We start from the raw sequence: 24,160 nt of genomic DNA on the forward strand, positions 1-24,160 counted from the left end.
GTGCGAAGGCCTTTCTCTTTCTCGCGGGGCTAGACCGCTGGGTTCATTTTCTTAGCTTTATCTTTCTGGCAATTGAACCGTCTGGTCTAGATTGCGGCAAGGCTAAGAATTAGTTTCTAAAATTATTCTGACTTTTGCGCAGTTTATGGCGATTTTTTACTTGAAAATAAAAAAGACCGCTTTGTCTGTCTGATTTAGACGGGTAGGTTGTCTTTCAATACTTAGGAAAGGCAGGTTGAGATCTACACCATGACCACCGCGACTAATACCAAGCGCACTCCCCGCGCCAAGAAGCCCGAAGGCCAATGGAAGATTGACGGTACCAAGCCCCTCAATAACGATGAGGTAATTAAGCAGGAGGATGGTGGGCTTTCTGCCAAGCAGCGCGTCATCGATATCTATTCCAAGCAAGGATTTTCCTCGATCCCTTCTGATGACCTAGCTCCTCGGTTCAAGTGGTTGGGCCTTTATACCCAGCGCAACCAAAACTTGGGCGGTGAGATGACCGCTAAGCTTTCTAACGCTGAGCTGCAGGATGAGTACTTCATGATGCGCGTGCGCTTCGATGGTGGCCGCGCCGATCCCGCCAAGCTGCGCGCTGTGGGTGAGATCTCGCGTGATTATGCCCGCTCTACCGCGGACTTCACGGACCGCCAAAATATCCAGCTGCATTGGATTCGTATCGAGGATGTGCCCACCATCTGGGACAAGCTTGAGTCGGTGGGGCTGAGCACGCTTATGGGGTGCGGCGACGTGCCCCGCGTTATCCTGGGCTCGCCTGTCGCGGGCGTGGCAGAAGATGAAATTATTGACGCCACCCCGGCCATTGAAGAGATCAAAAATAACTATCTGCCGCGTGAGGAGTTCCATAACCTACCGCGCAAATTCAAAACCGCCATCTCTGGCAACTCCCGTCAGGACGTCACACACGAGATACAAGACGTCGCCTTCGTAGGCGTGAACCATCCAGAGTACGGCCCTGGATTCGATTGCTTTGTTGGCGGAGGCCTTTCTACTAACCCGATGCTCTCGCAGTCCCTCGGCGCCTGGGTTCCCCTAGAACGCGTGCCTGAGGTGTGGGCCGGTGTGGTCGGCATCTTCCGTGACTACGGCTTCCGCCGTAATCGAAACCGAGCCCGCCTGAAGTTCTTGGTGGCTAAGTGGGGCATTGAAAAGTTCCGCCAGGTGTTGGAAGAGGAATACCTAGATGAGCCGCTGCTGGATGGCGTCCCGTTGGAAGTCGAGCCCGGCTCTCGCGATCATCTTGGCGTGCACCGCCAAAAGGACGGCAAGTTCTACGTGGGCGTGAAGCCTACCGTGGGCCATGCCACCGGCGAACAGCTCATCGCTATCGCAGACGTGGCTGAGAAATTTGGGATTAGCCGTATTCGCACTACCCCGATGAAAGAGCTGCTTTTCCTCGACGTCGATGAAGAGGACATCCCGAGCCTATCCTGTGCGCTCGACGAGACCGGACTGTATTCCCAGCCATCCGAGTTTCGCCGTGGCGTCATTTCCTGCACCGGGCTGGAGTTTTGCAAGCTCGCGCACGTGACCACCAAGGCCCGCGCCATCGAGTTGGTGGACATCCTGGAAGACACCCTGGGTGATCTGGATGTGCCGATTTCCATCGCGCTTAACGGCTGCCCCAACGCCTGTGCGCGTTCACAGGTAGCAGACATGGGCCTGAAGGGGCAGATCGTCACTGATTCCGAGGGCAACCGCGTCGAGGGTTTCCAGGTCCATCTAGGCGGCGCCCTTGGCCTGTCTCCGGACTGGGGCCGCAAGCTGCGTGGCCACAAGGTCGTGGCCGATGAGGTGCCCGAGTACGTCATCCGCTTGGTCAACAAATACAAGGAGCAGCGCGAGGAAGGTGAGCAGTTCCGCCACTGGGTTTTGCGCGCAGCTGAGGAGGACTTGCAGTGAATTTTCGCCGCCAGCCCAATCCCAACCGCAACCATCCCAGCTTCTGCCCGTATTGCGCCGGAACCGACCTCTTTCCGGACGAGGAAGACGATTTTGCCTGGAAATGCCAGGAATGCTTGCGGATTTTCTCCGTGCGTTTCCACGGCCAGGACGATGCCCCGGTAGCCCCTGCACCGGCTGTGTCCTCCAACGAAGCACTGAAGCGCTCGCTTGCCCGCCGCGGCCACACCACGGCGCCAAAGGCTTAAGGATGCCCCATGCCCGCACTCATTACCCTGTCCCACGGTTCACGGCATCCGGGTGCTGCGGCCGGAATTGAGCGTTTGACCCAGGCCACGGGCTTGCGTCCAGCTCGCGCGGCGCACCTGGAATTCAACGAGCCCGACCTCACCGCGGCCGCGCTCGAGCTTGCCCAGATGGGGGAGACCGAGGCAATCGTGGTTCCCCTGCTTTTCACCCAGGGTTATCACCAGCGCGTTGATGTTCCGCGTGCGCTTGCCGCAGCCTCCCAGACCTCACACTTGTCCCTCCACCTCGCCGCAGGCCTCGGCACCGGCGAGGACCTCGCCCGTGTGCTCGCCTCTCGTACCCGGCCTGGCGACGCCCACGTGGTCATCTATTCCGTTGGTTCCTCCGATTCAGCGGCGAATGATGCCATACGTGAGCTCGCCCACCGCACCTTCGCGCTCACCGGCGTACCCGCGACGGTGGAATTTGCTACCCGCGGTGGCCGCGAGGGGATCGTGCGCCTGTGCCGCGAGCATGCGGACCCTAAGCGCGTGCGCGTCATACCGCTCTTTGTCACCGAGGGGCTGCTCCTAGACCGCTTGGCGGGTGTTCCCGCGACCGTTGAGCACCCGCTCGGCACTGATATTTCAGGCCTCGTCGCAGATCGTTTTCATCATGCACGCCGCGGTGCACAGGAGGTATTCGCGCCATGCTAACTCTCATTCTCATCGCCCTCGCCGGTGCGGCCGCCAACCTCGTGGACGGTGGCATCGGCATGGGGTTCGGCGTCACGTCTACCACGATGCTGCTCCTTGCCGGCCTAGGTCCCGCGCAGGCCTCTGCCGTCGTGCACACCGCTGAGCTTGGCACCACTGCCATTTCCGGTTTGAGCCACGCACGCTTCGGCAACGTGGACTGGAAGACGGTGGTCCGCCTTGGCGTCCCCGGCGGTATTGCCGCGTTTGTGGGGGCCACGTTGCTTTCGAATATTTCCACTGCCGCTGCTGCACCGGTGACCGCACTCATCCTGGTAGGCATTGGTGCTAACCTCATCTGGCGGTTCTCCCAACCGCGCCGCCGCGGTTCCGCCTACAAGCGCTCGCATTCCACTCCGTTTCTCGCCGGCCTTGGCCTGGTGGGCGGATTTGTCGATTCTACCGGTGGCGGTGGCTGGGGTCCCGTGTCGACCTCCACGCTTATGGCCATTGGTCGGGAGCAGCCGCGCCGCATTGTGGGCACGGTCAACGCCGCCGAATTCCTCGTGACCTTGGGTGCCACCGCGGGCTTTATCGTCGGCCTCTGGCACGACATCGTCGGCAACCTTGCCGCCGTTATCGCGCTTCTCATCGGCGGCGCCATCACTGCTCCGATCGCTGCGTGGCTCATCTCCCGTATCAACCCAGTCCTGCTTGGTGGATTGGTGGGCACGGCCATCGTAGGGCTTAATATCAGCAAGGTTATCGGTGGCGCCGAGACCTACTTTGGCTGGTCAGTGCCATCAGCAGTTACCTCGATAGTCATCGCCGTCGTGGTCGCTGCTGGTGCGGCCGCAACAGTTCGTGGCACGCTGCGCACTACGCGTGCCCGTGCAGCGGAATTGGAAGCAGAAAACGCTGAGGAAGCCGCCCACGCGGACTTTCATGCCCCGGATTACCCAGAGCGTGTCGCCGCCGCCCATCACTTCCACGGTTCGCGCAGGTCAGGTGTCACCATCGTGCAGGATAAGGCGCCCGAAAGCCCCGCCTCGGACCGAATGTAGCGCATCGACTGCGGCCTTTGGCCAGGCAATAGACCAAGGTTTGGCTGCAGTAGGCGGAACGCGGCCGAAAGTGGGGTTAGGGCTTATGCGAGTCTTGCTACCCTGAACCCGCTAGAGGCCGGCCACCTCGCCGATGACATAGACCGCCGGCGAGGAGATATCGTGCTCTGTTATCGTCTGCGCCAGTGTGGCCAAGGTGCAGCGGTAAGCGCGCTCGGTAGAAAGCGTGCCTTCTTGGATGATGGCGCAGGGGGTGGAAGGGGAGAGGGAGGCTGCAATAAGCGTGCTAGCAATCGCCGGTGCATTCTTAACCCCCATAATGACCGCCAGCGTGGCGCCAGAACGGGCGAGAGCTTCCCAGTCCACCAAGGATTTCTCGTGGCCGGGTGGTAGATGCCCGGAAACCACCGTGAAGCCGTGGACGATGCCGCGCTGAGTTACCGGAACGCCAACGGCTGCGGGAACGGAAATAGCTGAAGTTACGCCCGGTATGACCGTGGTGGGAATCGAAGCTTCCGCCAGCGCTTGAACTTCCTCAAATCCGCGCCCAAAGACGAAGGGATCGCCTCCCTTAAGGCGGGCTACCTTGCGGCCAGAGCGGGCATGAGTGATGAGTAACTCGTTGATCTTTTCCTGCGAGATTGACTTCTTATAGGGGAGTTTAGAGACGTCAATGAGCTCTTTGGAAGAAATATCACACAGCCTATCGAGCTGCGCTGTAGGTCCCAGGTGATCGGCGAGAATAACCTCTGCATCCTGCAAGGCGCGCATGCCGCGTACAGTAATGAGGTCCCACGCGCCGGGGCCGCCGCCAATGAGGGTCACGGGATGGATCTGTGCCGAAGTCATGGGACTCCATCTTAGTGGGTGCCCGACTATGCTTAAGCCACATGGATACCGGTAATTATGATGCCGAAACCGTGCGCTTTTTTGATGTCGCGCACGAAGGCGCTCAAATCCGCCTATTGGCCGGAGAAGTGGAGCTTTGGAGCGAGGCGCTCCGCGGGCTTAATCCTCGCTCGCTGGTCATAATCCCCACCGATGCGATTGCCAGGGAAGCCGCCCACTTGGGTGTCGGCCTTGCAGAGCCGCTGCGAATCCCGCTCGTCGTCACCGAATCGCTCCCGCGTTACGTGGGAGCATTGGACGTGGTTGTTGTCGTAGGCGAGACCGGCGAATGCGATTGGGCTTCGCGCGCATTAATTGCCGCCAGCCAGCGCGGCGCCACCACCGTTTTGATTGGCCCGGCCAAGGGCCCGCTCGTGGAGGACTGCCCGGACGATACCCTCATCGCCCCCTGCCTACCTACGGCAGAGGGCAGTTCGCCTGCCCACAACATCGCCGCACTGCATGCTCTGTGCTGCCTGCTCTACCAGGACCCGACCGCGGTGAAAGAGATCCTGGAGGATCTTGCTGCAGCCGTGGACCGCGAACTCGCGCAGCTTTCCCCTGAGCGCGATGCCACTACCAATCCGGGCCGCCAACTGCGCGAATTTATCGAAGGCGCCCGCATCATCCACTCCTGCGTGCTCGACCCTTATTCCTTTTCTGAGCGGCGTGAGCACGTGCAGATCGACGCCCTCGTCGCTCGTATGGCTGCGACCATCTGGGCGGTGCATGGCCTGCCGAGCGCTTTCGTGGACCCTGCGGAATTGCGACGCGCACTCGACCGAGATTCCGATAGCTCCCGAGCAAATGATCTCTTCTTTGACCCCTTCATTGATGGCGATGGCACTACGGATGCTTTGGTACCCTTGAAGGTGATTTTCTGGGGGCAGGAAGAGGCGAACCTGCCCAACTCGCTTGCAGTCCGCAGCATTGACCCGGAACCGGGCCTCGGGCATCTTGCCCGCTCACTGCAGCTTATTACGCGGAGTTTCTCCGCGACCGCCTACGAGATTTCTAAAGGATAGAAACACATGCAGCTGTTGCACAGCGCCACCCGCAACTATTCCTGGGGCTCGCGTACCCTCATCCCACACCTGCAGGGTCAGCCCGATTCAGAAAAGCCCGTCGCAGAGCTGTGGTTCGGCGCCCACCCCGGAGACCCGTCTACGGTGGATGACCGCCTTCTCAATGAGGTCATTGCGGAGGATCCAGCAGGGCAGCTAGGCAGCCGCGTTTCCGCCGAGTACGGTGAACGCCTGCCTTTCCTCCTCAAGGTGCTAGCGGCCGAGGAGCCGCTATCCCTACAGGCGCACCCGTCGAAGGAGCAGGCAGAGGAAGGTTTTGCCCGCGAGAATGCCGCTGGGATTGAACTCACCGCACCCAACCGCAACTACAAGGACGATAACCACAAGCCCGAGCTTATCGTTGCGCTCACGGATTTCTATGCCATGGCTGGCTTCCGCCCGCTGGCGCGCACTCGCGAGCTTTTTGCTGCCTTGGAGTGCCCCGAGCTGGATCATTACGTTGCCATGCTGGACGAGGACCCCTCGGTAACCACCGAGTCCGCCAACCTTCGCGTTCTCTTTACCACGTGGATTACCATCCCGTCCGCCAAGCGCAAGGAACTCATCGCCGCCATAGTCTCCGCTGGTGAGCGCCTTATTGCCGCGGACCCGGCCGATTGGAAGTCCCGTGTAATGTCCACGGTGCTGGAACTCAACCAGCGTTACCCGGGCGATATCGGTGTATTGGGTGCACTGTTGCTTAACCACATCGAACTTTCTCCCGGCGAGGCCGTCTACCTAGATGCGGGCCAGCTGCACGCCTATGTCTCCGGCCTTGGCGTAGAGATTATGGCCAACTCCGATAACGTTTTGCGCGGCGGCCTTACCCCCAAGTTCGTTGACGTTCCCGAACTAGTCAAGGTTCTCACCTACGCGGCTGCCGATGAACCGCGTGTTCAACAGCAGGATAAGTCCGCTCAGAATAATGTGCACGATGCCGCCGCATGGTCTTACCCGGTCCCGATTGAAGAATTCCTGCTAGACCGTGTAGAGCTTAGCGGAGCATCTTCTGTGGATTTTGATTACGATGGCCCGACCATCGCCCTGTGCACCGCAGGCTCCGTTACCTTTACTGATGCCGCCGGCAAGACCCTCACCGTGACCCCCGGCCAAGCCGTCTGGTTGCCTGCCTCTGAGGGGCGAGTCACTGCCACTGCGGCATCCGACGCCGCCGACCTCTTCGTCGCCCGCGCTTAGCCCGCCTGCGCTTGGCTCGCCTGCGCACCAGCGCGCTTTGCCGAACCCCTCTTCGCCGGGGTTCAGGCGAGGTGTGGAATTTCAATTCCGGCGCGCTGCCGCCGCTTTCGTCGCTGCGCGAGTGCCTCATATGGCTGTTTCTTTCACAGCTCTAATGGTCCGGCGCATACAAAAGCACGTTTCCTCGAAATTCGCGTTCAGAATCGAGGAAACGTGCTTTTTGTATTCAGCTAATTGCGCAGTGGGCTATGGATTAGTGCGAAGCGGCTGCTGTGCGCGGCGCCTGCTTGGTCGGCACGAAATCGGTCGGCTCTTGGTTCTGCTCGGCAGAAGGCTGCTCTGCGGCGGCTTGATCGTCGCGTGGTACTTCTGCCTCTGCGACCTCTTGCTGCTTGTTTTCGGTTAGTTGTCCCCGGTCCGGGTTGGGCTTGTTCTCACCAGTGGTTGTGCCCGTCCCATTTTGCTCCGAAGGCTGCGTCGGGGAAGGCTGCGGAGCGGACGGGGCAGTGGTGGTTTGCGGAGCGGTGCCGCCACTGCCGCCGTTGTTGCCCTGTGGGGAACCGGTAGCCTGCGAGCCGTTTTGATTGCTTGGGTAATCAGGCGTCGGGCGCAGAACGCCTTGGCCGGTGTCTTGTTCACCCTGGATGCTGCCCATACCCTGCGAGGAGGCTCCTTGTGGGGAAATATTCTCCGGACGATAAACCTTGGTGGGCTGGGTAGCCGCCTGCGGGTGCATGACCGCATTGGGGGCTAGATACGGATCACTGTTATGCGGCTGGTGGTGCTTCGAATCGCCGGACGAAGCTGTAGAGCTTGTCGCATGTGCAGAGCGCTTGTTTGAAGGCGAATGGTCCGTGGGAGAAGTGGTGGTTTCCTCGGCCGCAGTGTGCGTCGGGGAGACGGAGGTGGTCCCGGACTGATCCGCGGCATTGGAATAGTTAGCGCTCGGCGAGCTCATGCGCCAGACTGTGAATCCGACGACGGCCGCGGCTATCAGTCCGGCCACAATGAACACGTAGACGCGGCGCGAATCTGGCTTCATCGTGGCTGTCCTTTCTGTGAGGTGGGCTGATTTAACCCCATAGGAGGTGGCGGTATAGCACCGCGGTAACAAGTTGGTAACGAGACTATCATGTTTAGGAAACATTGCTACGGCGTTGCGATTCTGTGATACGCCAACAAAACGCCAGTTCGCGGATGTAGGATGCCCTGCAAACCTTTTCATTGCGTGCTTTCTTTAGCTGGGAAAGCGTGTATAAATGGCGCTGAAAGCACCGAAGGAGTCAAAAAGTGAGTACTTGGGACGAAGATATTTTCAGCACGGACCTCAACGTCGATTTCTTGGAAGAAATGGCAAACCTCGATGAAGAAGGGGTAATTCGCGCCGTTGAGGATGCCTGCGAAGTAGCACATAGCAAGCCACAGCTCAGTGAAGAAGAGGAACAGAACGCGCAAGCAGCAGCCACCATCGCTGCCATTTGGGCTGGCGCGCCCTTCAGTGCGGGCGAGGTTGTTGAAGACTACCCCTATATTAGGGAGCTGGTGGGGTCTGGCAGCGAAACCTTGACGGAAAATGCCCTCGAGGTACTAGAAAATGTCGAGGAAGAATATGACCTCGAAGCGTTTATAGAGGCCCTGTCCTAAGCCATACCTACTGCCCGCAGCAGTGGCCTCATGCCAGACAAAATAGAAGGGAAGGTACCCCACACCTATGCTTATCAGCATCGAAGGCATCGACGGTGCCGGTAAGAATACGCTGGTCTCCACAATCAGGGAGTCGTTGGATCGACCCGTGGAGGTCATCGCCTTCCCGCGCTATGCAGAATCGATTCACGCCCAGCTCGCCCAAAAGGCGCTCTACGGAAAAATGGGTGACCTGACAGATTCGGCATATGCCATGGCAACTCTTTTTGCCTTGGATCGTTACGGCGTAAAAGACCAATTGCAGCGAGCTAAGGGTACGGACGCCGTGGTGCTATTGGATCGGTATGTGGCTTCCAATGCGGCATATTCGGCGGCGCGACTCGAAGACGATGCCGTCATGGACTGGGTGCATGATCTGGAATTTGGCACTTTAGGCCTGCCGCAAGCGGATCTGCAGGTTTATCTGGATACTGCGGTAGAAGTGGCGTCGGAAAGAGCGCAGGCAAGAGCCCAAGCAGATGCCAACCGGGAGCGTGACCGCTACGAGCGCGATGGCGGATTGCAGGAACGCACCGCCGCGGCCTACCAGCGCCTAGCAGATGCGGGCTGGGGTGGACGCTGGATTGTCACCGCCGATGCGGATACTATAATTTCAGCGATAAAAGACCTTGTAGGAGAATAAAACGTGGCGCCCAAGATTTTGGTAGTCGATGACGATCCGGCTATCTCGGAGATGCTGACCATTGTGCTCGAGTCTGAGGGACTTAAGCCCATTCCGGTCATGGACGGCAATGACGCCGTGCCCGCCTTTGAGCAACACGAGCCGGACCTCATTCTGCTGGACCTTATGCTGCCGGGCATGAACGGCGTGGATATCTGCCGCGCCATTCGCCGTGAATCCTCCGTACCCATCGTTATGCTGACCGCCAAGACGGATACGGTCGATGTGGTGCTAGGCCTTGAATCCGGCGCGGATGATTACATCACCAAGCCATTTAAACCCAAGGAACTCATCGCCCGCATTCGCGCGCGCTTGCGCCGCACCGATTCCGCGGAGTCTGAAATTTTGGAAGTAGCGGACCTCATCATTGACGTGCCGGAGCATACCGTGCGCCGCACGGATGGTACCGAACTGAACTTGACTCCTTTGGAATTTGACCTGCTGCTGGAGATGGCGCGCCGCCCTGGCCAAGTGCATACGCGTGAGTCGCTGCTGGAGTCCGTATGGGGCTACCGCAATGCCTCTGATACGCGCTTGGTTAATGTCCACGTGCAGCGCCTACGCGCCAAGATCGAGCATGATCCGGAGGATCCGCAGATTGTGCTGACCGTGCGTGGCGTGGGGTATAAGACCGGTAAGCCCGGCGCCGGGGAGTAAGAACCATCGGCATCATTGAGCGTTTAAGGCGTATTCGAGACGCCTTCATTACAACGTGGCGTACCTCTTTGCAGGCGCGCGTCATTGGCATGATTTTGGTCGCTTCCTCGGTGGTCATGATCATCTTGGCCTACGCGTTGGTTTCTGTGCTGACTCAGCGCTTGGTTAGCCAAAAGGAAGACGTGGCGCAGCAAGAGCTGGAGCGTGCCCGCACGGCCGTGGAACAGCAGATTGATGCCACCAGTTCCGCCAATTCGGTGCAGGTACGCATCAATTCTGCACGTGCGGCACTAGGCCAGCTCTCTGCCCAGCAGGGCGATGCCCAGGCGGTTTATGAACCGGTCATCGTGGTGGAAAACCAGGATGGCTCGGTTATTACCTCGCCAGAAGGTTTCCCCGTGCCGGATCAGTTGCGGGAGATGGTGGATCAGGGTCAGATTGCGCAGCAGTATTTCCCGGCTCCGCGGGAAAACGGTGAGCATTACAACGCCCTGCTGGTAGGAACACCTACCGATACCGATATCCCGCATACCCAGGTCTACTTGGCACTGTCCATGGAATCGGAAGAATCCACCATGGCGTTGATGCGCGGCCTGCTTTCAGCGGCCGGTGTGGTCGTCGTGGTGCTGTTGGTAGGCATTGCCTGGCTGGCGACCCAGCAGGTTATTACGCCGATTCGTTCGGCCTCGCGCATTGCACAGCGCTTGGCGGCTGGTCACTTGAAGGAACGCATGGCCGTCGATAGCGACGATGAGATGGGGCGCCTAGCCGCGTCCTTCAATAACATGGCCGATAAACTTTCTTCCCAGATTGCGCAGCTGGAGGAATACGGCGACTTACAGCGGCAGTTTACTTCCGACGTCTCCCATGAGCTGCGTACCCCATTGACCACCGTGCGCATGGCCGCGGACATGATTGAGGCCGAAAGCGATAGCTTGCCGCACGGCGCCCAGCGAGCTTCCCGCCTGATGTCAAGCGAGCTCGATCGTTTCGAGGAATTGCTCGCGGACCTGCTAGAGATTTCTCGCCACGATGCCGGCGTGGCGGACCTGTCTACCGCCGCCATTGATCTGCGCTCCTGCGTGGAGTCCGCCTATGAGCAAGTCGAACATTTGGCTCGCGAGCTCAACGTAGAGGTCCAGCTCAACCTGCCGGATGAGCGCATCGCCGTCGAAGCCGATTCACGCCGCCTTGAGCGCATCTTGCGCAATCTTTTGGCCAATGCCATCGACCATTCGGAAGGCAATCCGGTAGCGGTGGATGTCGCCACCACGGAAACCGCGGTGGGCGTTACCGTTACAGACCATGGCGTGGGCTTGAAACCGGGCCAGGAAGAGCTGGTATTTAACCGCTTTTGGCGCGCGGATTCTTCCCGTAAACGCCACTCCGGAGGCACCGGCCTGGGGCTGGCTATCGCCCGCGAGGACGCCGTCTTGCACGGTGGCACGCTGGATGCCAACGGCTACGAGGGCTTTGGCTCGCGCTTCCGGCTCATTATTCCGCGCACTCCAAATACCGAGGTGGGAGAAGAACCCATCTCCGTGGAGATCCCTGGCGCACCCGTAAACAACCCTGCGGAAGGCGGCTCGTTGCCGGAATCGACCCCAGATGCCGGAGTTGAACTTCCAGAAGCGCAGGACTCTAGCACCGATAATCCGGGTGTCGAACCCGCCTCTGCTACGCCTGCCATTGCATCCGGGATGAGCTCACCGCGCGTCGAAAAGAGCGATAAGACTACCACTGGCCAGGCGGAGGGGGATGGCATCCTATGGCCCTCGGAACGAGAGCTCAACCGTGGTGCGGCCGCCCCAGATAGGCGCGCCTATAAGGCCCCGGACTTTGAGGGGAGGAGGAAGTGAGCGTGTTCAGCAGCAACTATTGCAAAACCGCGGTCTTTAGTACCGCAGCGGTCGTGCTTTTTGTCAGCGGTTGTTCCACTCTGCCGAGTGACACCGGGCCGCAGGTGGTAGGGACCTACCAGCGACAGGAAGACAGTCCTGGGGAAGTTATTGCACCGCAACCGGGCGATGACCCGGATCTGACGTTGCGAGATTTCTATCAGGCTTCGGCCGTGCCCGGAAATGATCACGAAGTCGCCCGTGGTTTTCTTACGGATACTGCCCGTGGTGCATGGGACGCCAGCGGCGATGTGATGGTGGTCGATAGCCTGGATATCGTTACTGCGCCCGCCAATAAACAAAGCTCGAAAGATAATGAACGCGCCTTTACAGTACGTGGCACTATTATCGGCCGCCTGAAATCCGGTGGCGCGTATGTCCCGGAAAATGAGGGCTATGAGGCAGTCATCTACATGAAGATGCAAGACGATAGGTGGCGCGTCGATGGCCTGCCGGCCGGAGTGGTGATGGAGCGCAATGAAATGCGCAACCACTACGCCCCGCAATCGCTGTACTTCTATAAGCAGAGTAACGATGCGCTGGTTCCGGATCGTCGCTGGTTGTATAAGGGGGGCGAAGAATCGGAGTCGACGCTTATCACGTTGTTGATGGAGGGGCCTTCGGCCAGCATTGCCCCTGCCACCCGCCGTGCGGCGGGGGAGAATGTTACCTATGCCGGCTATGACCGCGAGCAAGGCTACCAATTCGAAGGCCTAGTGGACTTGGACGCCCACGACCGCACTCTCTTTGCCGCCCAACTGGTGTGGACGCTTAGCAAAGCCGGCCATACCGGTCCCTTTAAGGTCAAGGCCGATGGCGGTGACCTGGTGGAAGGTATGGATAGCTTGAGCGTGGATGACTTTGCGGACTATAACCCGGAAGAAAGCAGCACCGCGTTGTCTAAGCTCTACGCCCTTAATGAGGGCAACCTGCTGGAGGTAGACGATGGCGTGGCCGAGCCCGTTCAATCCACCTTGGGCAGTAGCGGAGACGTGCAGTCCGTGGATGTGGCCGATAGCGGCCTCGTTGCGGCCGTGCGCCGCAAATCCAATAATGATTTCTCCCTGCAGATAGGCGAGCTCGATGGCCAGCTGCAGGATGCGGTGGATGGTCCCACGCTGGCACGGCCGACCTTTGAATACAACGGGCAAGCCGCGTGGACTGTGGTTGACGGAGATCGCATCGTGCGCGTGGTGCGCTCCAAGACCACGGGCCGCATCTCCAAATCCGAGGTGGATGCCCGCAGCATTGACGATATTGAGGGCGAAATCTCCGTCATCCGCTTGTCCCATAGCGGTGCCCGCGTGGCCATGGTTATCGATGGGCACGTGTATATCGCGGCGGTTGCCCAATCCAGCAGTGGGGATAAGCGCATCGTCAACGCCCGCGAGGTCGGCCCAGAAGTTTCCGGTTCGGCGCTATCGTTGGACTGGAATATGGATGGCTCGCTCATCGTTGGTACCTCCTCGAGCCAGTCACCCGTCTGGCGCATCGAGCAGGATGGTTCCTCGGCTTCGACCATGCCTACCGGTAATATCACCGCCCCCGTGGTGGCTGTAGCTTCCTCGCCCACCAAGCTTTTCATCACTGATTCTCACGCCATGCTTGAGCTACCTTCCACCGTGATGGATGAGACCAACTGGCGTGAGGTCTCTGGGCTGCAGGGCCGGCGTTCTTCCCCTATCGTTTCTAACTAGCCGTCGGAAGGCTTGTGCGGCTAGGGGGGAGGCAACACGATGAGCTTGGGGGAGCTTATTTTTCCGCGCGCGTGTGCTGGATGCGGCGCGCCGGGCGAGGTGTTGTGTGAACACTGCCGCGAGCACTTGCGGCACCCGCCCTACTTGGTAGCACGGCCCCGGCTGCTGGGGGCGCCCGTGTATGCCCTTGGCTCTTATTCCGATATTCGCCGCCGCATCATCATTGGCATGAAGGAGCGCGGCAACCAGCCGGTTCGCGAGTATGTCGGGGCCGTCTTTGCAGCTGGGCTGGCCTATCTGAGTGCCCGTGGTGATATCCCGCGCGAGTTCACCCTTGTTCCTGCGCCTACCCGTCCGCGCTCGGCGCGGGCGCGCGGGGGAGACCCTGTGGCCGCTGTGTGCCATACAGCGGCGCAGCTGCAGCGCGTGGGCGTGTGCGCGGCTCTTTCCATGGGGCAGTCCACCGCGGATCAGTCCGAGCTTAACGCGCAGGATAGGTGGGCTAACCTGCAGGGGCGAGTCCGCGTTCATGCTCCCATTGCTCGCGCCCCTGCGCTGCTTGCCGACGACGTCGTTACCACCGGCGCCACCCTAGCCGCGAGCATTGCTGCCCTGCAGGCCGCGGGCGTAGAAGTATGTGGAGCATTGGTCTTTGCGGATGCCTAGATAAAGGCGGGATCTACCCTCGAGGTAGGGGAGCGGGAAAAAATTTCGCCCTGTCAGGTCATAACCAGTGATACCATGAGGAGTGTCACAGAGAGATAGCTACTGTGATTGAATCCAGTCCCCACTACTCAAGGGAGGCATTTCAATGTCCCAGCCAAACAAAGCTCAGGTAACGATTACGGGCCGTAATGTCGAGGTCCCTGATCACTTTCAAGAGCGAGTCAATGACAAGCTGGCCAAGATTGAACGCCTTGACCCCACCCTGACCTTCTTCCACGTGGAGCTGCAGCACGAGCCGAACCCGCGCCGCGATTCTGAAGCGGATCGCATCCAGATCACCGCTACGGGTAAGGGACACATCGCCCGTGCCGAAGCAAAGGAAGATTCTTTCTACGCTGCGCTCGAGACCGCCTTGGGCAAGATGGAGCGCTCCCTGCGCAAGGTGAAGGTGCGCCGCGAAAACGTCAAGAGCGGTCACCGCGCGCAAAAGGGCACCGGAGAGATTGCCGCTGAGATGGTGGCACAGGCTGAGGCACAGCGCGCCAAGGAAGAGCGCTACGTTGACCCTTATGCTGAGACCGTCGAGGATGTTCGTCCCGGCCAGATTGTGCGCACCAAGGAGCACCCGGCTACCCCGATGAGCGTGGATGATGCCTTGAGCGAGATGGAGCTGGTTGGCCACGACTTCTTCCTCTTCGTTAACGAGGAGAATAATAAGCCCTCCGTGGTTTATCGCCGCCACGCCTTCGACTATGGCCTTATCTCCCTGGCTGAAGACGCGGAGGCCTAAAGCGCTCGCACTTTCCTGAGGTAATGACCCCGCTGCATAACTGCAGCGGGGTCGAATTCGTATCAAGGGAAATGGTGTCTTGGTGGGGGGGAGGTTCGACGTCGGCAAGCGGCTTTAAAGGCTTAGATATGCCAGATGAAGGTTGCGCGCATGCCCTATGCGCTAGGCGGAAGGTGCTTTGTGAATGCGAGTGAGTACAATAGCGACGAGTTAACTTTATTGTCGCGACTAGAAGGACTAACTAACCGTGTTTGGACTTTCCAAGCTGCTGCGCGCGGGCGAGGGCCGTACGGTCAAGCGCCTGGGCAAAATGGCAGACGACGTAATTGCCCTTGAGGATAAGTACGCGGAGCTTTCGGACGAAGAACTTAAGGCAAAGACCGATGAGTTCAAAACTCGTCTTAAAGACGGCGAAGTGATGAATGACATCTTGCTCGAGGCATTTGCCACCGTCCGCGAGGCTGCCTGGCGCGTCCTCGATCAAAAGCACTACCGCGTGCAGATCATGGGTGGCGCGGCCCTGCACTTCGGCAACGTTGCCGAGATGCGCACCGGTGAGGGCAAGACCCTGACCTCACTCCTGCCTGCCTACCTTAATGCGCTTGAGGGCAAGGGCGTCCACATCGTGACCGTCAATGATTACTTGGCAAAGCGCGACGCGGAGATGATGGGCCGTGTCCACCGCTGGCTCGGCCTGTCCGTAGGCGTCATCCTGTCTGAGATGCGCCCACCAGAGCGCAAGGCTGCCTACGATTGCGACATTACTTACGGCACCAATAACGAGCTAGGTTTTGACTACCTGCGCGATAACATGGTGCGCTCCCTCAATGAAGTGGTGCAGCGCGGTCACAACTTCTGCATCGTGGATGAGGTTGACTCGATTCTTATCGATGAAGCCCGAACCCCGCTTATCATCTCCGGCCCAGTAGACGGTTCCTCCCAGTTCTACAGTGTCTTCGCCCAGCTGACACCGCGCATGCGCGAAGGCATCCACTACGAGGTAGACCACAAAAAGCGCACCATCGGTGTGCTGGAAGAGGGCGTGGAATACGTAGAGGATCAGCTCGGCATCGATAACCTCTACGCCCCGGAGCACTCCCAGCTGGTGTCCTACCTGAACAACGCCTTGAAGGCCAAGGAGCTTTTCACCCGCGATAAGGACTATATCGTCCGCAATGGTGAAGTCATGATCGTCGACAGCTTCACCGGCCGCGTGCTGGCCGGCCGCCGCTACAACGAAGGCATGCACCAGGCCATCGAGGCCAAGGAGCAGGTAGAGATCAAGAACGAGAACCAGACGCTGGCTACCGTTACCCTGCAAAACTACTTCCGCCTCTATGAGAAGATCTCCGGCATGACCGGTACGGCAGAGACCGAAGCCGCCGAGCTGCATTCCATCTATGGCCTGGACGTAGTGCCGATTCCTACCAATAAGCCAAATCAGCGTGCGGACCACTCTGACCGCATTTACAAGACGCAGGAAGCCAAGTTCGCCGCCGTGGTGGACGATATTGCTGAGCACGTCGAGGCCGGTCAGCCAGTACTGGTAGGTACCACCTCTGTGGAGCGCTCCGAGTACCTGTCCCAGCTGCTATCCAAGCGGGGAATCAAGCACAACGTGCTCAACGCTAAGCACCACGAGGAAGAGGGCCAGATCATCGCCCGTGCCGGCCGTCCTGGCACCGTAACCGTGGCTACCAACATGGCCGGCCGTGGTACGGATATCGTGCTTGGTGGTAACCCCGAGGTCATCCTCGATGAGAAGCTGCGTGAGCGCGGCCTAGATCCATTCGAGGATGAGGAAAAGTACCAGGAGGCCTGGGAGGCAGAGATCGATGCCGAAAAGGAACACTCCAAGAAGTTGGGTGACCAGGTCCGCGAGGCCGGTGGACTCTACGTGCTGGGTACTGAGCGCCACGAGTCGCGCCGCATTGATAACCAGCTGCGTGGTCGTACTGGCCGCCAGGGTGACCCGGGTGAGACTCGCTTCTACCTGTCCATGCGCGATGAGTTGATGGTGCGCTTCGTGGGACAGTCCATGGAGAACATGATGAATCGCCTCAATGTGCCGGACGATGTTCCAATCGAAGCCAAGATGGTCTCCAACTCCATTAAGGGCGCCCAGGCGCAGGTGGAGAACCAGAACTTTGAGATGCGTAAGAACGTTCTCAAGTACGACGAGGTGCTTAACGAGCAGCGCAAGGTGGTCTACGCTACCCGCCACGATATCCTCGATGCCGGCGATATTCAGGACAATATCCGCGGCATGATTGATGACACCGTTTCCGCTTATGTCGCCGGCGCTACCGCCACCGGCTACGTGGAGGATTGGGACCTAGATGCGCTGTGGAACGCATTGGATTCCCTGTACGGTCCCACCATTCCCCACGAGGAACTGGTCGAAGGCTCCGAGTATGGTTCCCCAGGCGAGCTTTCCGCTGAGCAGCTTCGCGACGCTTTGGTAGAAGACGCCAATAACGAATATGACAAGCTCGAGGAATCTGTAACCGCAATTGGCGGCGAGCAGCAGATGCGCAATACCGAGCGCATGGTCATCCTGCCGATTATTGACCAAAAGTGGCGTGAGCACCTCTATGAGATGGACTACCTCAAGGAGGGCATTGGCCTGCGCGCGATGGCGCAGCGCGATCCGCTGGTGGAGTACCAGAAGGAGGGCGGCGAGATGTTCAATGCGATGAACGAAGGCGTCAAGGAAGAGACCGTCCGCCAGCTCTTTATGCTGCGCAAGCAGTTCAAGCAGCAGGAAGAGGAACAGGCCGGTGAGTCTTCGACCGCTGCGAACAACAACGGTGGGGATACCGTAGAGGCCTAAAACCCGGTGTTCTTTCTCAAACTCCGCCCCGCACCCACTCTTAAAAGTGGGAGCGGGGCGGGTTTCTTTTTAGGGAAAAATGAGTAGAATATAAGAATCTTGTCCAATCTGCTTTTTTCCTGTGAGGAACTCCACTGACGATGCGTCGCCGTTCTTTGCGTCTAGGAATTACGACGCTTCTGTCTGCTACCTTGCTTGGTGGCGCCACCCCAGCCGTGGCGTATGAGATGCAGCGCGACTCTGCGTCTTCTCTGCGCATCATCTTGGACTCGGGCGAAAAACTAGAACAGGACAACGCGGCAGCGGCCATTTTGGCTATCGCTACCCAGCGTAAGGAAGCGTTGGTGGCAGATGGAATTTTGTCGCAGGAGAAAGCGGATGCTGCCTTTGACCATTATTTTGGCGCATCCCGGCTCAATACTGCGCGCGCCGATGGCAATATCTATGCCACACCGCTCGATTTCCCGTGGGAGCCCGAAGCGCGTCCACAATCGCGGGAAGGCAAGCAGTTCACCGAAGCTGCCGTGCTGGATTACCTTGACGTGCTGGGTGCCAACTATGCCCAGGCGGTGATTCGCGCCGAGCTGGGTGAATTCACTAAGGATCTGCCGCAGTCCACTGCAGGCAATGCAGAGTCTTCTCCGCGGCCACAGAGGCCCGCCACCGGGGATACAGGCTCCGCCTTCCCGGATGAGTTCTCGGATTACGCGTCAGCGCTGCGCGATATCGTCACTATCACCAAGCAGGTCAATGCTCCCTTGGAAAAGGCCGCAGCAACCCACCGTGGTGTGAATACCGTACTCGCGGATGGCACTGCTGATGACAATTCCGGGCTATCCGTCCTGGAAGGTGGTCTGCTGACTACCGGTATTGCGGCGCTAGCAAGCGCTGCCGGAATTGGATGGTCCGCACTGAACTGGTCCGATATTCTTTCTCAACTCGGCCAGTTCATTTCCTAGGCGGTGAGGTCCGTTCGCATAGCTTAGAGCAAGCGGAACGAGGTTAATCCCGTGTGACTGGCTGATCCTGTAAAAGCATGCTGCTGTTGACCTATATAAACAGAGCCGAAATACTCTCCGTTTGAGCGCGCGTGCAGGCTTGTCAATTGCAATCTGTCCGTGGTGTAGGGGCTGGAGCGTTGGCGCACCCACGAGCCAATATGCAGCCGGATTGCGTCCGAATAGCGCGCGGAATTGAGGTGAGCTAGCGGCCGATAGCCGGCAGCAACCTCGAGTGCGAAGATTACCCAGCCTTGGATGCGGTGTTGGGCGGCGACCTCCGCGGACGTCGGCAAGCGGCCGTAGCGCACGCGATGAGGCGCGAGGAAGAGTTTGAGGTGTGAGTAGCCAGGGATGGGCTCGTACATGATGGGGAAGTAGTGCTCCTGAATAAGGGCAGGAGGCGGACGCGTGATAATTGTCTCATGCCCGGCTCGCGGCCGCCATTTCTGAGGGTTTCCTGAAAGGGGTGGCCGCGAATGCGCGCGCGGTTCGCTATACTCTCGGGGAGTTAAAGAGAAAATCGTAACCAAAGGATTTAAGTACATGCGTGGTCTGATCGTTGACTATGTCGGCGTCCTCGACGGCACCGAAGAAGATAACCGTCGCTGGAAGGCGCTGCTGGCCGCCGCCAAGGCAAATGGCGCGGCAACCGCCATCCTCTCCAATGACCCGGGCGGTCCAGGCGCGGAGCACATTCGCGAGTGGGAGTACCGCGGAAACGTAGATGCAGTTATTCTCTCTGGTGAGGTTGGGGCGGAAAAGCCAGAGGTCGCTGCATTTCAGGCGGCCGCAGATGCCCTAGAGCTTCCGCTCAATGATTGCGTCATGGTTGATGATTCTATTCTCAACGTCCGCGCCGCCGTGGAAACCGGCATGGTGGGCTTTTTGTACACCAGCTTTGATCGCGTTTCCGTAGAAATCCAGGCTGTCTTCGATATTGAAGGTGAGTTTTAGTGGCTAAAGCCCGCGTCTACATTCCCGCAACCTACGCCATGCTGGCGGAATTGGAAGAAACCGGTTCCCTTTCTGCGCGCTCCGGCTGGGGTTTCATGGTGACACCAGCGCTGCAGGATTTCTATACCGAGGGCGATGAAGAAGAGATTGCCTACTCGGCATTCCTCGAGGCATCTATGGCCTCTATGCGCCTTCTGGCCATCGGCGATGAAGAAAAGTTCCCGCATCGCCGCGTGGTCATCTCCGTGGACTTGGATGATTCTGTCATCACCCCGCGACCGGATATGGGCGAGCCGGTGGTAGAACTCCAGCCGGCGCAATTCAGCAAAGACGATCTAGCGGCCATCCACGTGGATATTGCGGAATCCGAAGAAACCACCGCGAAGGCCATCGAGGCTATTGACACCGCAGACCTTGGCGATGAGGACGCGGAGCTGGCCGTGGGAGATGCGCTGGATAAGTTTATGGCCTTTTATCACCCCAGCGAACTGCCTTTCCTCGTAGAATTGCTCTAAAACTGAAGGAGAAAACATGACTCAGCGTTTCAAGAACCTGGCTGCAGCTACCGTTACCGCAGGCGTAGCCCTCATTTCCGCGCCAGCCGCTCTGGCGGCCGATACCACCCCGGCCGCAGATGCCGCTGCCGATGCCGTGCCCACCACCCCGTGGCTAGCGCTGCTAGAGACCTCGTCCCAGGGCACTTGGGGCCAGATCCTGGATGTGGTCTTTGGCATCGTAGATGTCCTGCTAGGCGTGATGGCCGATACTGGCTTCCACCTTTAATTTTCCCAGTCCACGTTGGTGCGCAGGGCCTCGAGCAGGCCGCGCACCGCGTCGCGCCGCCGCGCACTGGCGGTATCCGGGGGGATAAGCGCAGGGTCATCCAGCCCGCATTCTGGGTCCGCAGGCGGGCCCATATGCGTACAACCACGGGGGCAATCCTCGACGGCGGCCGCAAGATCTTCAAAGACACCGAGCACGTCATCAGCATCCACGTGTGCGAGGCCGAAGGAACGAATGCCGGGGGTATCGATAATCCAGCCGGCAGAGTATGCATCATCGGCGGGGAGGGGAAGCGCTACCGATTGGGTAGAGGTATGCCTGCCTTTGCCTACGCCCGATACTTCCCCCGTCTCCCTATCCGCATCCGGAACCAGGCGGTTGACCAGGGTGGATTTGCCCACGCCGGAGTGGCCGATGAGCGCGGTGACGTGGCCATCGATGTGCTGGCGCACGGACTCGAGGCCGTCTTCGACGCCGGCTTTCACCACCGTGACATCAAGATCAGCAAACTCGGCCGCGAACGGCTCAGGATCCGTGAGATCTGTTTTAGTCAGGCACAAGATCGGGTGGATATTGCCCACGAAGGCGGCGATGAGGGCCCGCTCGACAAACCCGGAACGCGGTGGTGGATCGGCCACGGCGGTGACGATGAGCATCTGGTCCGCATTCGCCACCACGATGCGCTCATAGGGGTCGGTGTCATCGGCGGTGCGCCGAAGGACGGAGGTGCGCTCTTCCAGCTTCACTATGCGCGCTAAGGTGTCCTTCTTGCCGGAAGTATCGCCCACGACACCTACGCGGTCGCCCACCTCGATGGCGGTGCGGCCGAGTTCGCGGGCGCGCATGGCGGTGACCCGTGGGCCGTCATCTAGCGCGACGCCCCATCGCCCACGGTCTTTGGTGATGACCATGCCGAACTTGGCATTTTTATGTTTGGGACGGTCCTTGGTGCGCGGCCGCGAACCCTTGCCAGGGCGCACGCGCACGTCGGATTCATCAAAGGAACCGAAACGCCTAGCCATTGCTCTCCTGTTGTTCGGGGTCCAGCATCGTCTCCCACATGCGGTCGAAGCCAGGAAGGGTCTTCGAGGTGGTAGAAATATCCTCGATCTCTATGCCCGGCACCTTCAGACCGAGGATGGCACCCGCGGTGGCCATGCGGTGGTCCGCGTAGCACGGCCATTCTCCACCGTGGAGAGGGACGGGGTCGATGTGCAGGCCGTCGGCAAGTTCGGTGACCTTACCACCGAGGGCGTTGATATTATCCGCCAGCGCCTTCAAGCGGTCGGTCTCGTGGCCGCGCAGGTGAGCTATGCCGGTAAGGGTAGAGGGGGTGTCTGCCAGGGCGCACAACGCAGCGACGGTAGGGGTGAGCTCGCCAATATCACCCATATTGCGCTCAATACCCTGCAGCGCTCCGTCTTTGGAGCCCTTTGCAGTGACAAATCCCGGCTCTTGGGTGACCATAACGCCCATATCCACCAAGATATGGCGAATAGCGTCGCCCGGCTGCGTGGTATTGGCGGGCCAGCGCTTAATGGTCACGCGGCCGCCGGTGACAGCAGCGGCGGCAAGGAAAGGCGTGGCATTGGACAAATCCGGCTCGATGTTCCACTCTCGGCCGGCGATCGGGCCAGGGTGCACGGTCCACGTATTCTCGCCGGAGTCTACGCGCACGCCTGCCTGGCGCAGCATGCCCACGGTCATTTCCACGTGCGGCAAAGAGGGCAAGGGGCCGCCCTCATGGGTTAGGGTGATGCCCTTTTTAAAACGTGCACCGGCTAGCAGCAGTCCGGAGACGAACTGCGATGACCTAGAGGCATCGATGGTGACCTCGCCGCCTTCTGGCACCCCGTGCGAGCGCACGGTGAAGGGCAGGCTATCGCCGTCCACCTCTACGCCAAGGTGGCGCAGCGCATCGAGGGTGGTGGACATGGGGCGGGCGTAGGCCTGCTCGTCGCCGTCGACAAGCACGGCGCCATCAGCCAAGGCTGCAACCGGCGGGATAAAGCGCATCACCGTGCCTGCTAGGCCGCAATCTACCGTTGCGCCCTTGAGCGGGCCTGGGGTGACGTGGATGTCCTCGCCGTCGTGCTCGAAGCGCACGCCCATAGACTCCAACGCCTTTTCCATCAACTGCGAATCCCGCGAGACCAGCGGAGCGCGCAGGGTAGAGGGGCCATCGGCCAACGCGGCCAAGATGAAGGCGCGGTTGGTAATAGACTTCGAGCCCGGCACGTGCTGGGCCCACGTAATGGGGCCTGCCGCTTGCGGGGCGGACCATGGTTGAGACATATCGTCCATAATAGAGGGCATGTGCGGAAGATTCGTTCTTTTTACCGAGTCCCTCCTTGATGAGGTGGGAGAGCTGCCCGGAGTCACCGAGGTACATGCCCCGCAAGGAACCCCAGGGCCCCGCTACAATATTGCGCCTACCCAGCCGGTGGCCATCGTGCGCGTGCGCGAAAGCCTTGCTCAAGTCGATCCTGCGCGGTGGGCGCTATTGCCGCACTGGAAGAAAGATCTTGAGGGCCCGCCGCTGTTTAATGCGCGGGCGGAGACCGTGGCCTCCAAGCCTTCTTTCCGGCACGCTTTTAAGGGGCAGCGCTGCCTCATCCCGATGAATGGTTACTACGAGTGGCGCCAGGAAAAGGGCGGCAAACAGCCCTACTTCGTGCGCGCGGAGGAAGGCCTGTTGTGGGCCGCAGGCCTCTGGGACACCGGCTTAGACCGCCTGTCCGCCACGATCATTACCACTGCAGCCACGGAAGAAATGGAGTGGCTGCACCACCGCCTGCCGCGCTTTTTGGCGGCCGAGGAAATGCGCACCTGGCTAGAGGGCAGCCCCGAGGAGGCCGCCGAGCTGCTCTTGCCGACGCCCCTGCGGGGCTTCCACACCCACCCCGCCGACAAGGCCGTGGGCACTGTATCCAACGACTATCCAGAGCTACTCGGCGAGTAGATCGGCAAAGCTGGCGTCACACAGCTGCGCGAGGTCCTCCGCATTGAGTTCGATATCTAGCCCGCGGCGCCCGCCAGAGATGAAGACGGTATCGAAAAGGATGGCGGTTTCCTCGATAATGGTGGGCAGTGGATTCTTCTGCCCGAGCGGGGAGATGCCGCCGGGAATATATCCGGATGACTTAGAGGCGTCGTGCGGATCGGCCATGGCGGCTTTGGAAACATTGTGTGCGACTGCGGCTTTTTTCAAGCTCAGGTGGTGGGTAGTAGGGATAACGCACACCGCCAATTTGCGCTTTGGTCCCTTGCCCGCGGTTAAATCGATGACCAGGGTTTTGAGCACGCGCTCCGGCTCTACGTCTAGAGCTGCGGCGGCGTGATCACCGAAGTGATCGGTGCCCGCTTCAAAGGTGTATACGTGGTGCTCGATACCGGCGTCTTCTACAACTTTGAGCGCTGGGGTGGCTGCGTGCGGGGACTTTTTAGACATGAC

General features: G+C 59.6%; 24 protein-coding genes. 19 read left to right on the top strand and 5 right to left on the bottom strand.

The window, feature by feature from the left end; translation table 11 throughout:
* The first annotated feature begins 249 nt into the window (after positions 1-249).
* From ACP8J1_RS03105 to ACP8J1_RS03120, 4 genes are read left to right on the top strand one after another with little or no spacing between them, the layout of a single operon-like run.
* A complete protein-coding gene (locus ACP8J1_RS03105) occupies positions 250-1,926 on the top strand; it encodes a nitrite/sulfite reductase (RefSeq protein WP_302518382.1) in 1,677 nt (558 codons plus the stop codon).
* A complete protein-coding gene (locus tag ACP8J1_RS03110; protein WP_023020766.1) occupies positions 1,923-2,174 on the top strand; it encodes a hypothetical protein in 252 nt (83 codons plus the stop codon). The genes ACP8J1_RS03105 and ACP8J1_RS03110 overlap by 4 nt, the downstream gene beginning before the upstream one ends.
* A 9-nt stretch (positions 2,175-2,183) precedes the next feature.
* Positions 2,184-2,870: a sirohydrochlorin chelatase gene (locus tag ACP8J1_RS03115; protein WP_023020767.1), complete on the top strand. Its 687-nt coding sequence runs from the start codon at positions 2,184-2,186 to the stop codon at positions 2,868-2,870.
* The gene (locus tag ACP8J1_RS03120) at positions 2,864-3,913 is read left to right on the top strand and encodes a sulfite exporter TauE/SafE family protein (protein WP_023020768.1); all 1,050 of its coding nucleotides are present in this window, start codon (positions 2,864-2,866) and stop codon (positions 3,911-3,913) included. Before ACP8J1_RS03115 ends, ACP8J1_RS03120 begins: the two co-directional genes overlap by 7 nt.
* A 111-nt stretch (positions 3,914-4,024) precedes the next feature.
* On the opposite strand, the gene cobA is transcribed toward ACP8J1_RS03120, so the two are convergent.
* Entirely contained in the window at positions 4,025-4,762 is a 738-nt protein-coding gene (cobA, locus tag ACP8J1_RS03125; RefSeq protein ID WP_023020769.1) for a uroporphyrinogen-III C-methyltransferase, read from the bottom strand.
* Between the two features lie 41 nt (positions 4,763-4,803).
* On the opposite strand from cobA, the gene ACP8J1_RS03130 reads away from it, so the two are divergent.
* Positions 4,804-5,826, top strand: a complete 1,023-nt coding sequence (locus tag ACP8J1_RS03130; protein ID WP_023020770.1) for a hypothetical protein — start codon at positions 4,804-4,806, stop codon at positions 5,824-5,826.
* Between the two features lie 6 nt (positions 5,827-5,832).
* On the top strand, positions 5,833-7,062 hold the full coding sequence (manA, locus tag ACP8J1_RS03135; RefSeq protein ID WP_023020771.1) for a mannose-6-phosphate isomerase, class I: 1,230 nt from the start codon (positions 5,833-5,835) through the stop codon (positions 7,060-7,062).
* 253 nt (positions 7,063-7,315) lie between these two features.
* Here manA and ACP8J1_RS03140 read toward each other — a convergent pair whose 3' ends face one another.
* Positions 7,316-8,104 carry a hypothetical protein gene (locus ACP8J1_RS03140; RefSeq protein WP_302518375.1) on the bottom strand — a complete coding sequence of 263 codons (789 nt, stop codon included), beginning with the start codon at positions 8,102-8,104 and terminating at the stop codon, positions 7,316-7,318.
* A 248-nt stretch (positions 8,105-8,352) separates the two neighbouring features.
* Here ACP8J1_RS03140 and ACP8J1_RS03145 point away from each other — a divergent pair, with 248 nt between their 5' ends.
* From ACP8J1_RS03145 to ACP8J1_RS03200, 12 genes are all read left to right on the top strand, one after another.
* On the top strand, positions 8,353-8,706 hold the full coding sequence (locus tag ACP8J1_RS03145) for a DUF4259 domain-containing protein (protein WP_023020773.1): 354 nt from the start codon (positions 8,353-8,355) through the stop codon (positions 8,704-8,706).
* Between the two features lie 67 nt (positions 8,707-8,773).
* Positions 8,774-9,388: a dTMP kinase gene (locus ACP8J1_RS03150; RefSeq protein WP_023020774.1), complete on the top strand. Its 615-nt coding sequence runs from the start codon at positions 8,774-8,776 to the stop codon at positions 9,386-9,388.
* A gap of 3 nt (positions 9,389-9,391) precedes the next feature.
* Positions 9,392-10,084, top strand: coding sequence for an MtrAB system response regulator MtrA (gene mtrA, locus ACP8J1_RS03155; protein ID WP_023027822.1), 693 nt, complete (start codon positions 9,392-9,394; stop codon positions 10,082-10,084).
* A gap of 68 nt (positions 10,085-10,152) precedes the next feature.
* Positions 10,153-11,943, top strand: a complete 1,791-nt coding sequence (gene mtrB, locus ACP8J1_RS03160; RefSeq protein ID WP_198010447.1) for an MtrAB system histidine kinase MtrB — start codon at positions 10,153-10,155, stop codon at positions 11,941-11,943.
* Complete coding sequence (gene lpqB / locus ACP8J1_RS03165) at positions 11,940-13,679, top strand: MtrAB system accessory lipoprotein LpqB (RefSeq protein ID WP_284835970.1); 1,740 nt, start codon at positions 11,940-11,942, stop codon at positions 13,677-13,679. The genes mtrB and lpqB overlap by 4 nt, the downstream gene beginning before the upstream one ends.
* 177 nt (positions 13,680-13,856) lie before the next feature.
* The gene (locus tag ACP8J1_RS03170; protein ID WP_232212580.1) at positions 13,857-14,345 is read left to right on the top strand and encodes a ComF family protein; all 489 of its coding nucleotides are present in this window, start codon (positions 13,857-13,859) and stop codon (positions 14,343-14,345) included.
* A 145-nt stretch (positions 14,346-14,490) separates the two neighbouring features.
* Positions 14,491-15,135: a ribosome hibernation-promoting factor, HPF/YfiA family gene (gene hpf, locus ACP8J1_RS03175; protein WP_023020779.1), complete on the top strand. Its 645-nt coding sequence runs from the start codon at positions 14,491-14,493 to the stop codon at positions 15,133-15,135.
* A 247-nt stretch (positions 15,136-15,382) separates the two neighbouring features.
* A complete protein-coding gene (gene secA / locus ACP8J1_RS03180) occupies positions 15,383-17,968 on the top strand; it encodes a preprotein translocase subunit SecA (protein ID WP_023020780.1) in 2,586 nt (861 codons plus the stop codon).
* 140 nt (positions 17,969-18,108) lie between these two features.
* Positions 18,109-18,927, top strand: coding sequence for a hypothetical protein (locus ACP8J1_RS03185; RefSeq protein ID WP_023020781.1), 819 nt, complete (start codon positions 18,109-18,111; stop codon positions 18,925-18,927).
* 585 nt (positions 18,928-19,512) lie between these two features.
* Positions 19,513-19,923, top strand: a complete 411-nt coding sequence (locus ACP8J1_RS03190; RefSeq protein WP_023020783.1) for an HAD-IA family hydrolase — start codon at positions 19,513-19,515, stop codon at positions 19,921-19,923.
* Positions 19,923-20,438 carry a DUF6912 family protein gene (locus tag ACP8J1_RS03195; RefSeq protein ID WP_023020784.1) on the top strand — a complete coding sequence of 172 codons (516 nt, stop codon included), beginning with the start codon at positions 19,923-19,925 and terminating at the stop codon, positions 20,436-20,438. The genes ACP8J1_RS03190 and ACP8J1_RS03195 overlap by 1 nt, the downstream gene beginning before the upstream one ends.
* A 16-nt stretch (positions 20,439-20,454) precedes the next feature.
* Positions 20,455-20,706: a hypothetical protein gene (locus ACP8J1_RS03200; protein WP_023020785.1), complete on the top strand. Its 252-nt coding sequence runs from the start codon at positions 20,455-20,457 to the stop codon at positions 20,704-20,706.
* Here the strand turns inward: ACP8J1_RS03200 and rsgA are convergent.
* Both rsgA and aroA read right to left on the bottom strand, forming a co-directional pair.
* The gene (gene rsgA / locus ACP8J1_RS03205) at positions 20,703-21,728 is read right to left on the bottom strand and encodes a ribosome small subunit-dependent GTPase A (protein ID WP_023020786.1); all 1,026 of its coding nucleotides are present in this window, start codon (positions 21,726-21,728) and stop codon (positions 20,703-20,705) included. The two genes, ACP8J1_RS03200 and rsgA, sit on opposite strands and share 4 nt — an antisense overlap.
* Positions 21,721-23,022, bottom strand: a complete 1,302-nt coding sequence (gene aroA, locus ACP8J1_RS03210) for a 3-phosphoshikimate 1-carboxyvinyltransferase (protein ID WP_034655798.1) — start codon at positions 23,020-23,022, stop codon at positions 21,721-21,723. The genes rsgA and aroA overlap by 8 nt, the downstream gene beginning before the upstream one ends.
* Between aroA and ACP8J1_RS03215 the strand changes: the two genes are divergently transcribed.
* A complete protein-coding gene (locus ACP8J1_RS03215; protein ID WP_023020788.1) occupies positions 23,021-23,668 on the top strand; it encodes an SOS response-associated peptidase in 648 nt (215 codons plus the stop codon). The genes aroA and ACP8J1_RS03215 overlap by 2 nt on opposite strands.
* Here the strand turns inward: ACP8J1_RS03215 and ybaK are convergent.
* Complete coding sequence (gene ybaK, locus ACP8J1_RS03220) at positions 23,654-24,157, bottom strand: Cys-tRNA(Pro) deacylase (protein ID WP_023020789.1); 504 nt, start codon at positions 24,155-24,157, stop codon at positions 23,654-23,656. The genes ACP8J1_RS03215 and ybaK overlap by 15 nt on opposite strands.
* Between the last annotated feature and the right edge of the window lie 3 nt (positions 24,158-24,160).

It is taken from the genome of Corynebacterium sp. LaCa_205 (genome assembly GCF_057458085.1).

Excerpts from the sequence above, each read along its gene's own strand:
- ACP8J1_RS03150 (WP_023020774.1), top strand. The coding sequence starts at position 8,774 with ATGCTTATCAGCATCGAAGGCATCGACGGTGCCGGTAAGAATACGCTG.
- ACP8J1_RS03130 (WP_023020770.1), top strand. The coding sequence starts at position 4,804 with ATGGATACCGGTAATTATGATGCCGAAACCGTGCGCTTTTTTGATGTC.
- cobA (WP_023020769.1), bottom strand. The coding sequence starts at position 4,762 with ATGACTTCGGCACAGATCCATCCCGTGACCCTCATTGGCGGCGGCCCC.
- ACP8J1_RS03140 (WP_302518375.1), bottom strand. The coding sequence starts at position 8,104 with ATGAAGCCAGATTCGCGCCGCGTCTACGTGTTCATTGTGGCCGGACTG.
- ybaK (WP_023020789.1), bottom strand. The coding sequence starts at position 24,157 with ATGTCTAAAAAGTCCCCGCACGCAGCCACCCCAGCGCTCAAAGTTGTA.
- aroA (WP_034655798.1), bottom strand. The coding sequence starts at position 23,022 with ATGCCCTCTATTATGGACGATATGTCTCAACCATGGTCCGCCCCGCAA.
- ACP8J1_RS03185 (WP_023020781.1), top strand. The coding sequence starts at position 18,109 with ATGCGTCGCCGTTCTTTGCGTCTAGGAATTACGACGCTTCTGTCTGCT.
- ACP8J1_RS03190 (WP_023020783.1), top strand. The coding sequence starts at position 19,513 with ATGCGTGGTCTGATCGTTGACTATGTCGGCGTCCTCGACGGCACCGAA.
- ACP8J1_RS03105 (WP_302518382.1), top strand. The coding sequence starts at position 250 with ATGACCACCGCGACTAATACCAAGCGCACTCCCCGCGCCAAGAAGCCC.
- ACP8J1_RS03120 (WP_023020768.1), top strand. The coding sequence starts at position 2,864 with ATGCTAACTCTCATTCTCATCGCCCTCGCCGGTGCGGCCGCCAACCTC.
- rsgA (WP_023020786.1), bottom strand. The coding sequence starts at position 21,728 with ATGGCTAGGCGTTTCGGTTCCTTTGATGAATCCGACGTGCGCGTGCGC.
- manA (WP_023020771.1), top strand. The coding sequence starts at position 5,833 with ATGCAGCTGTTGCACAGCGCCACCCGCAACTATTCCTGGGGCTCGCGT.
- ACP8J1_RS03200 (WP_023020785.1), top strand. The coding sequence starts at position 20,455 with ATGACTCAGCGTTTCAAGAACCTGGCTGCAGCTACCGTTACCGCAGGC.
- ACP8J1_RS03115 (WP_023020767.1), top strand. The coding sequence starts at position 2,184 with ATGCCCGCACTCATTACCCTGTCCCACGGTTCACGGCATCCGGGTGCT.
- ACP8J1_RS03215 (WP_023020788.1), top strand. The coding sequence starts at position 23,021 with ATGTGCGGAAGATTCGTTCTTTTTACCGAGTCCCTCCTTGATGAGGTG.
- hpf (WP_023020779.1), top strand. The coding sequence starts at position 14,491 with ATGTCCCAGCCAAACAAAGCTCAGGTAACGATTACGGGCCGTAATGTC.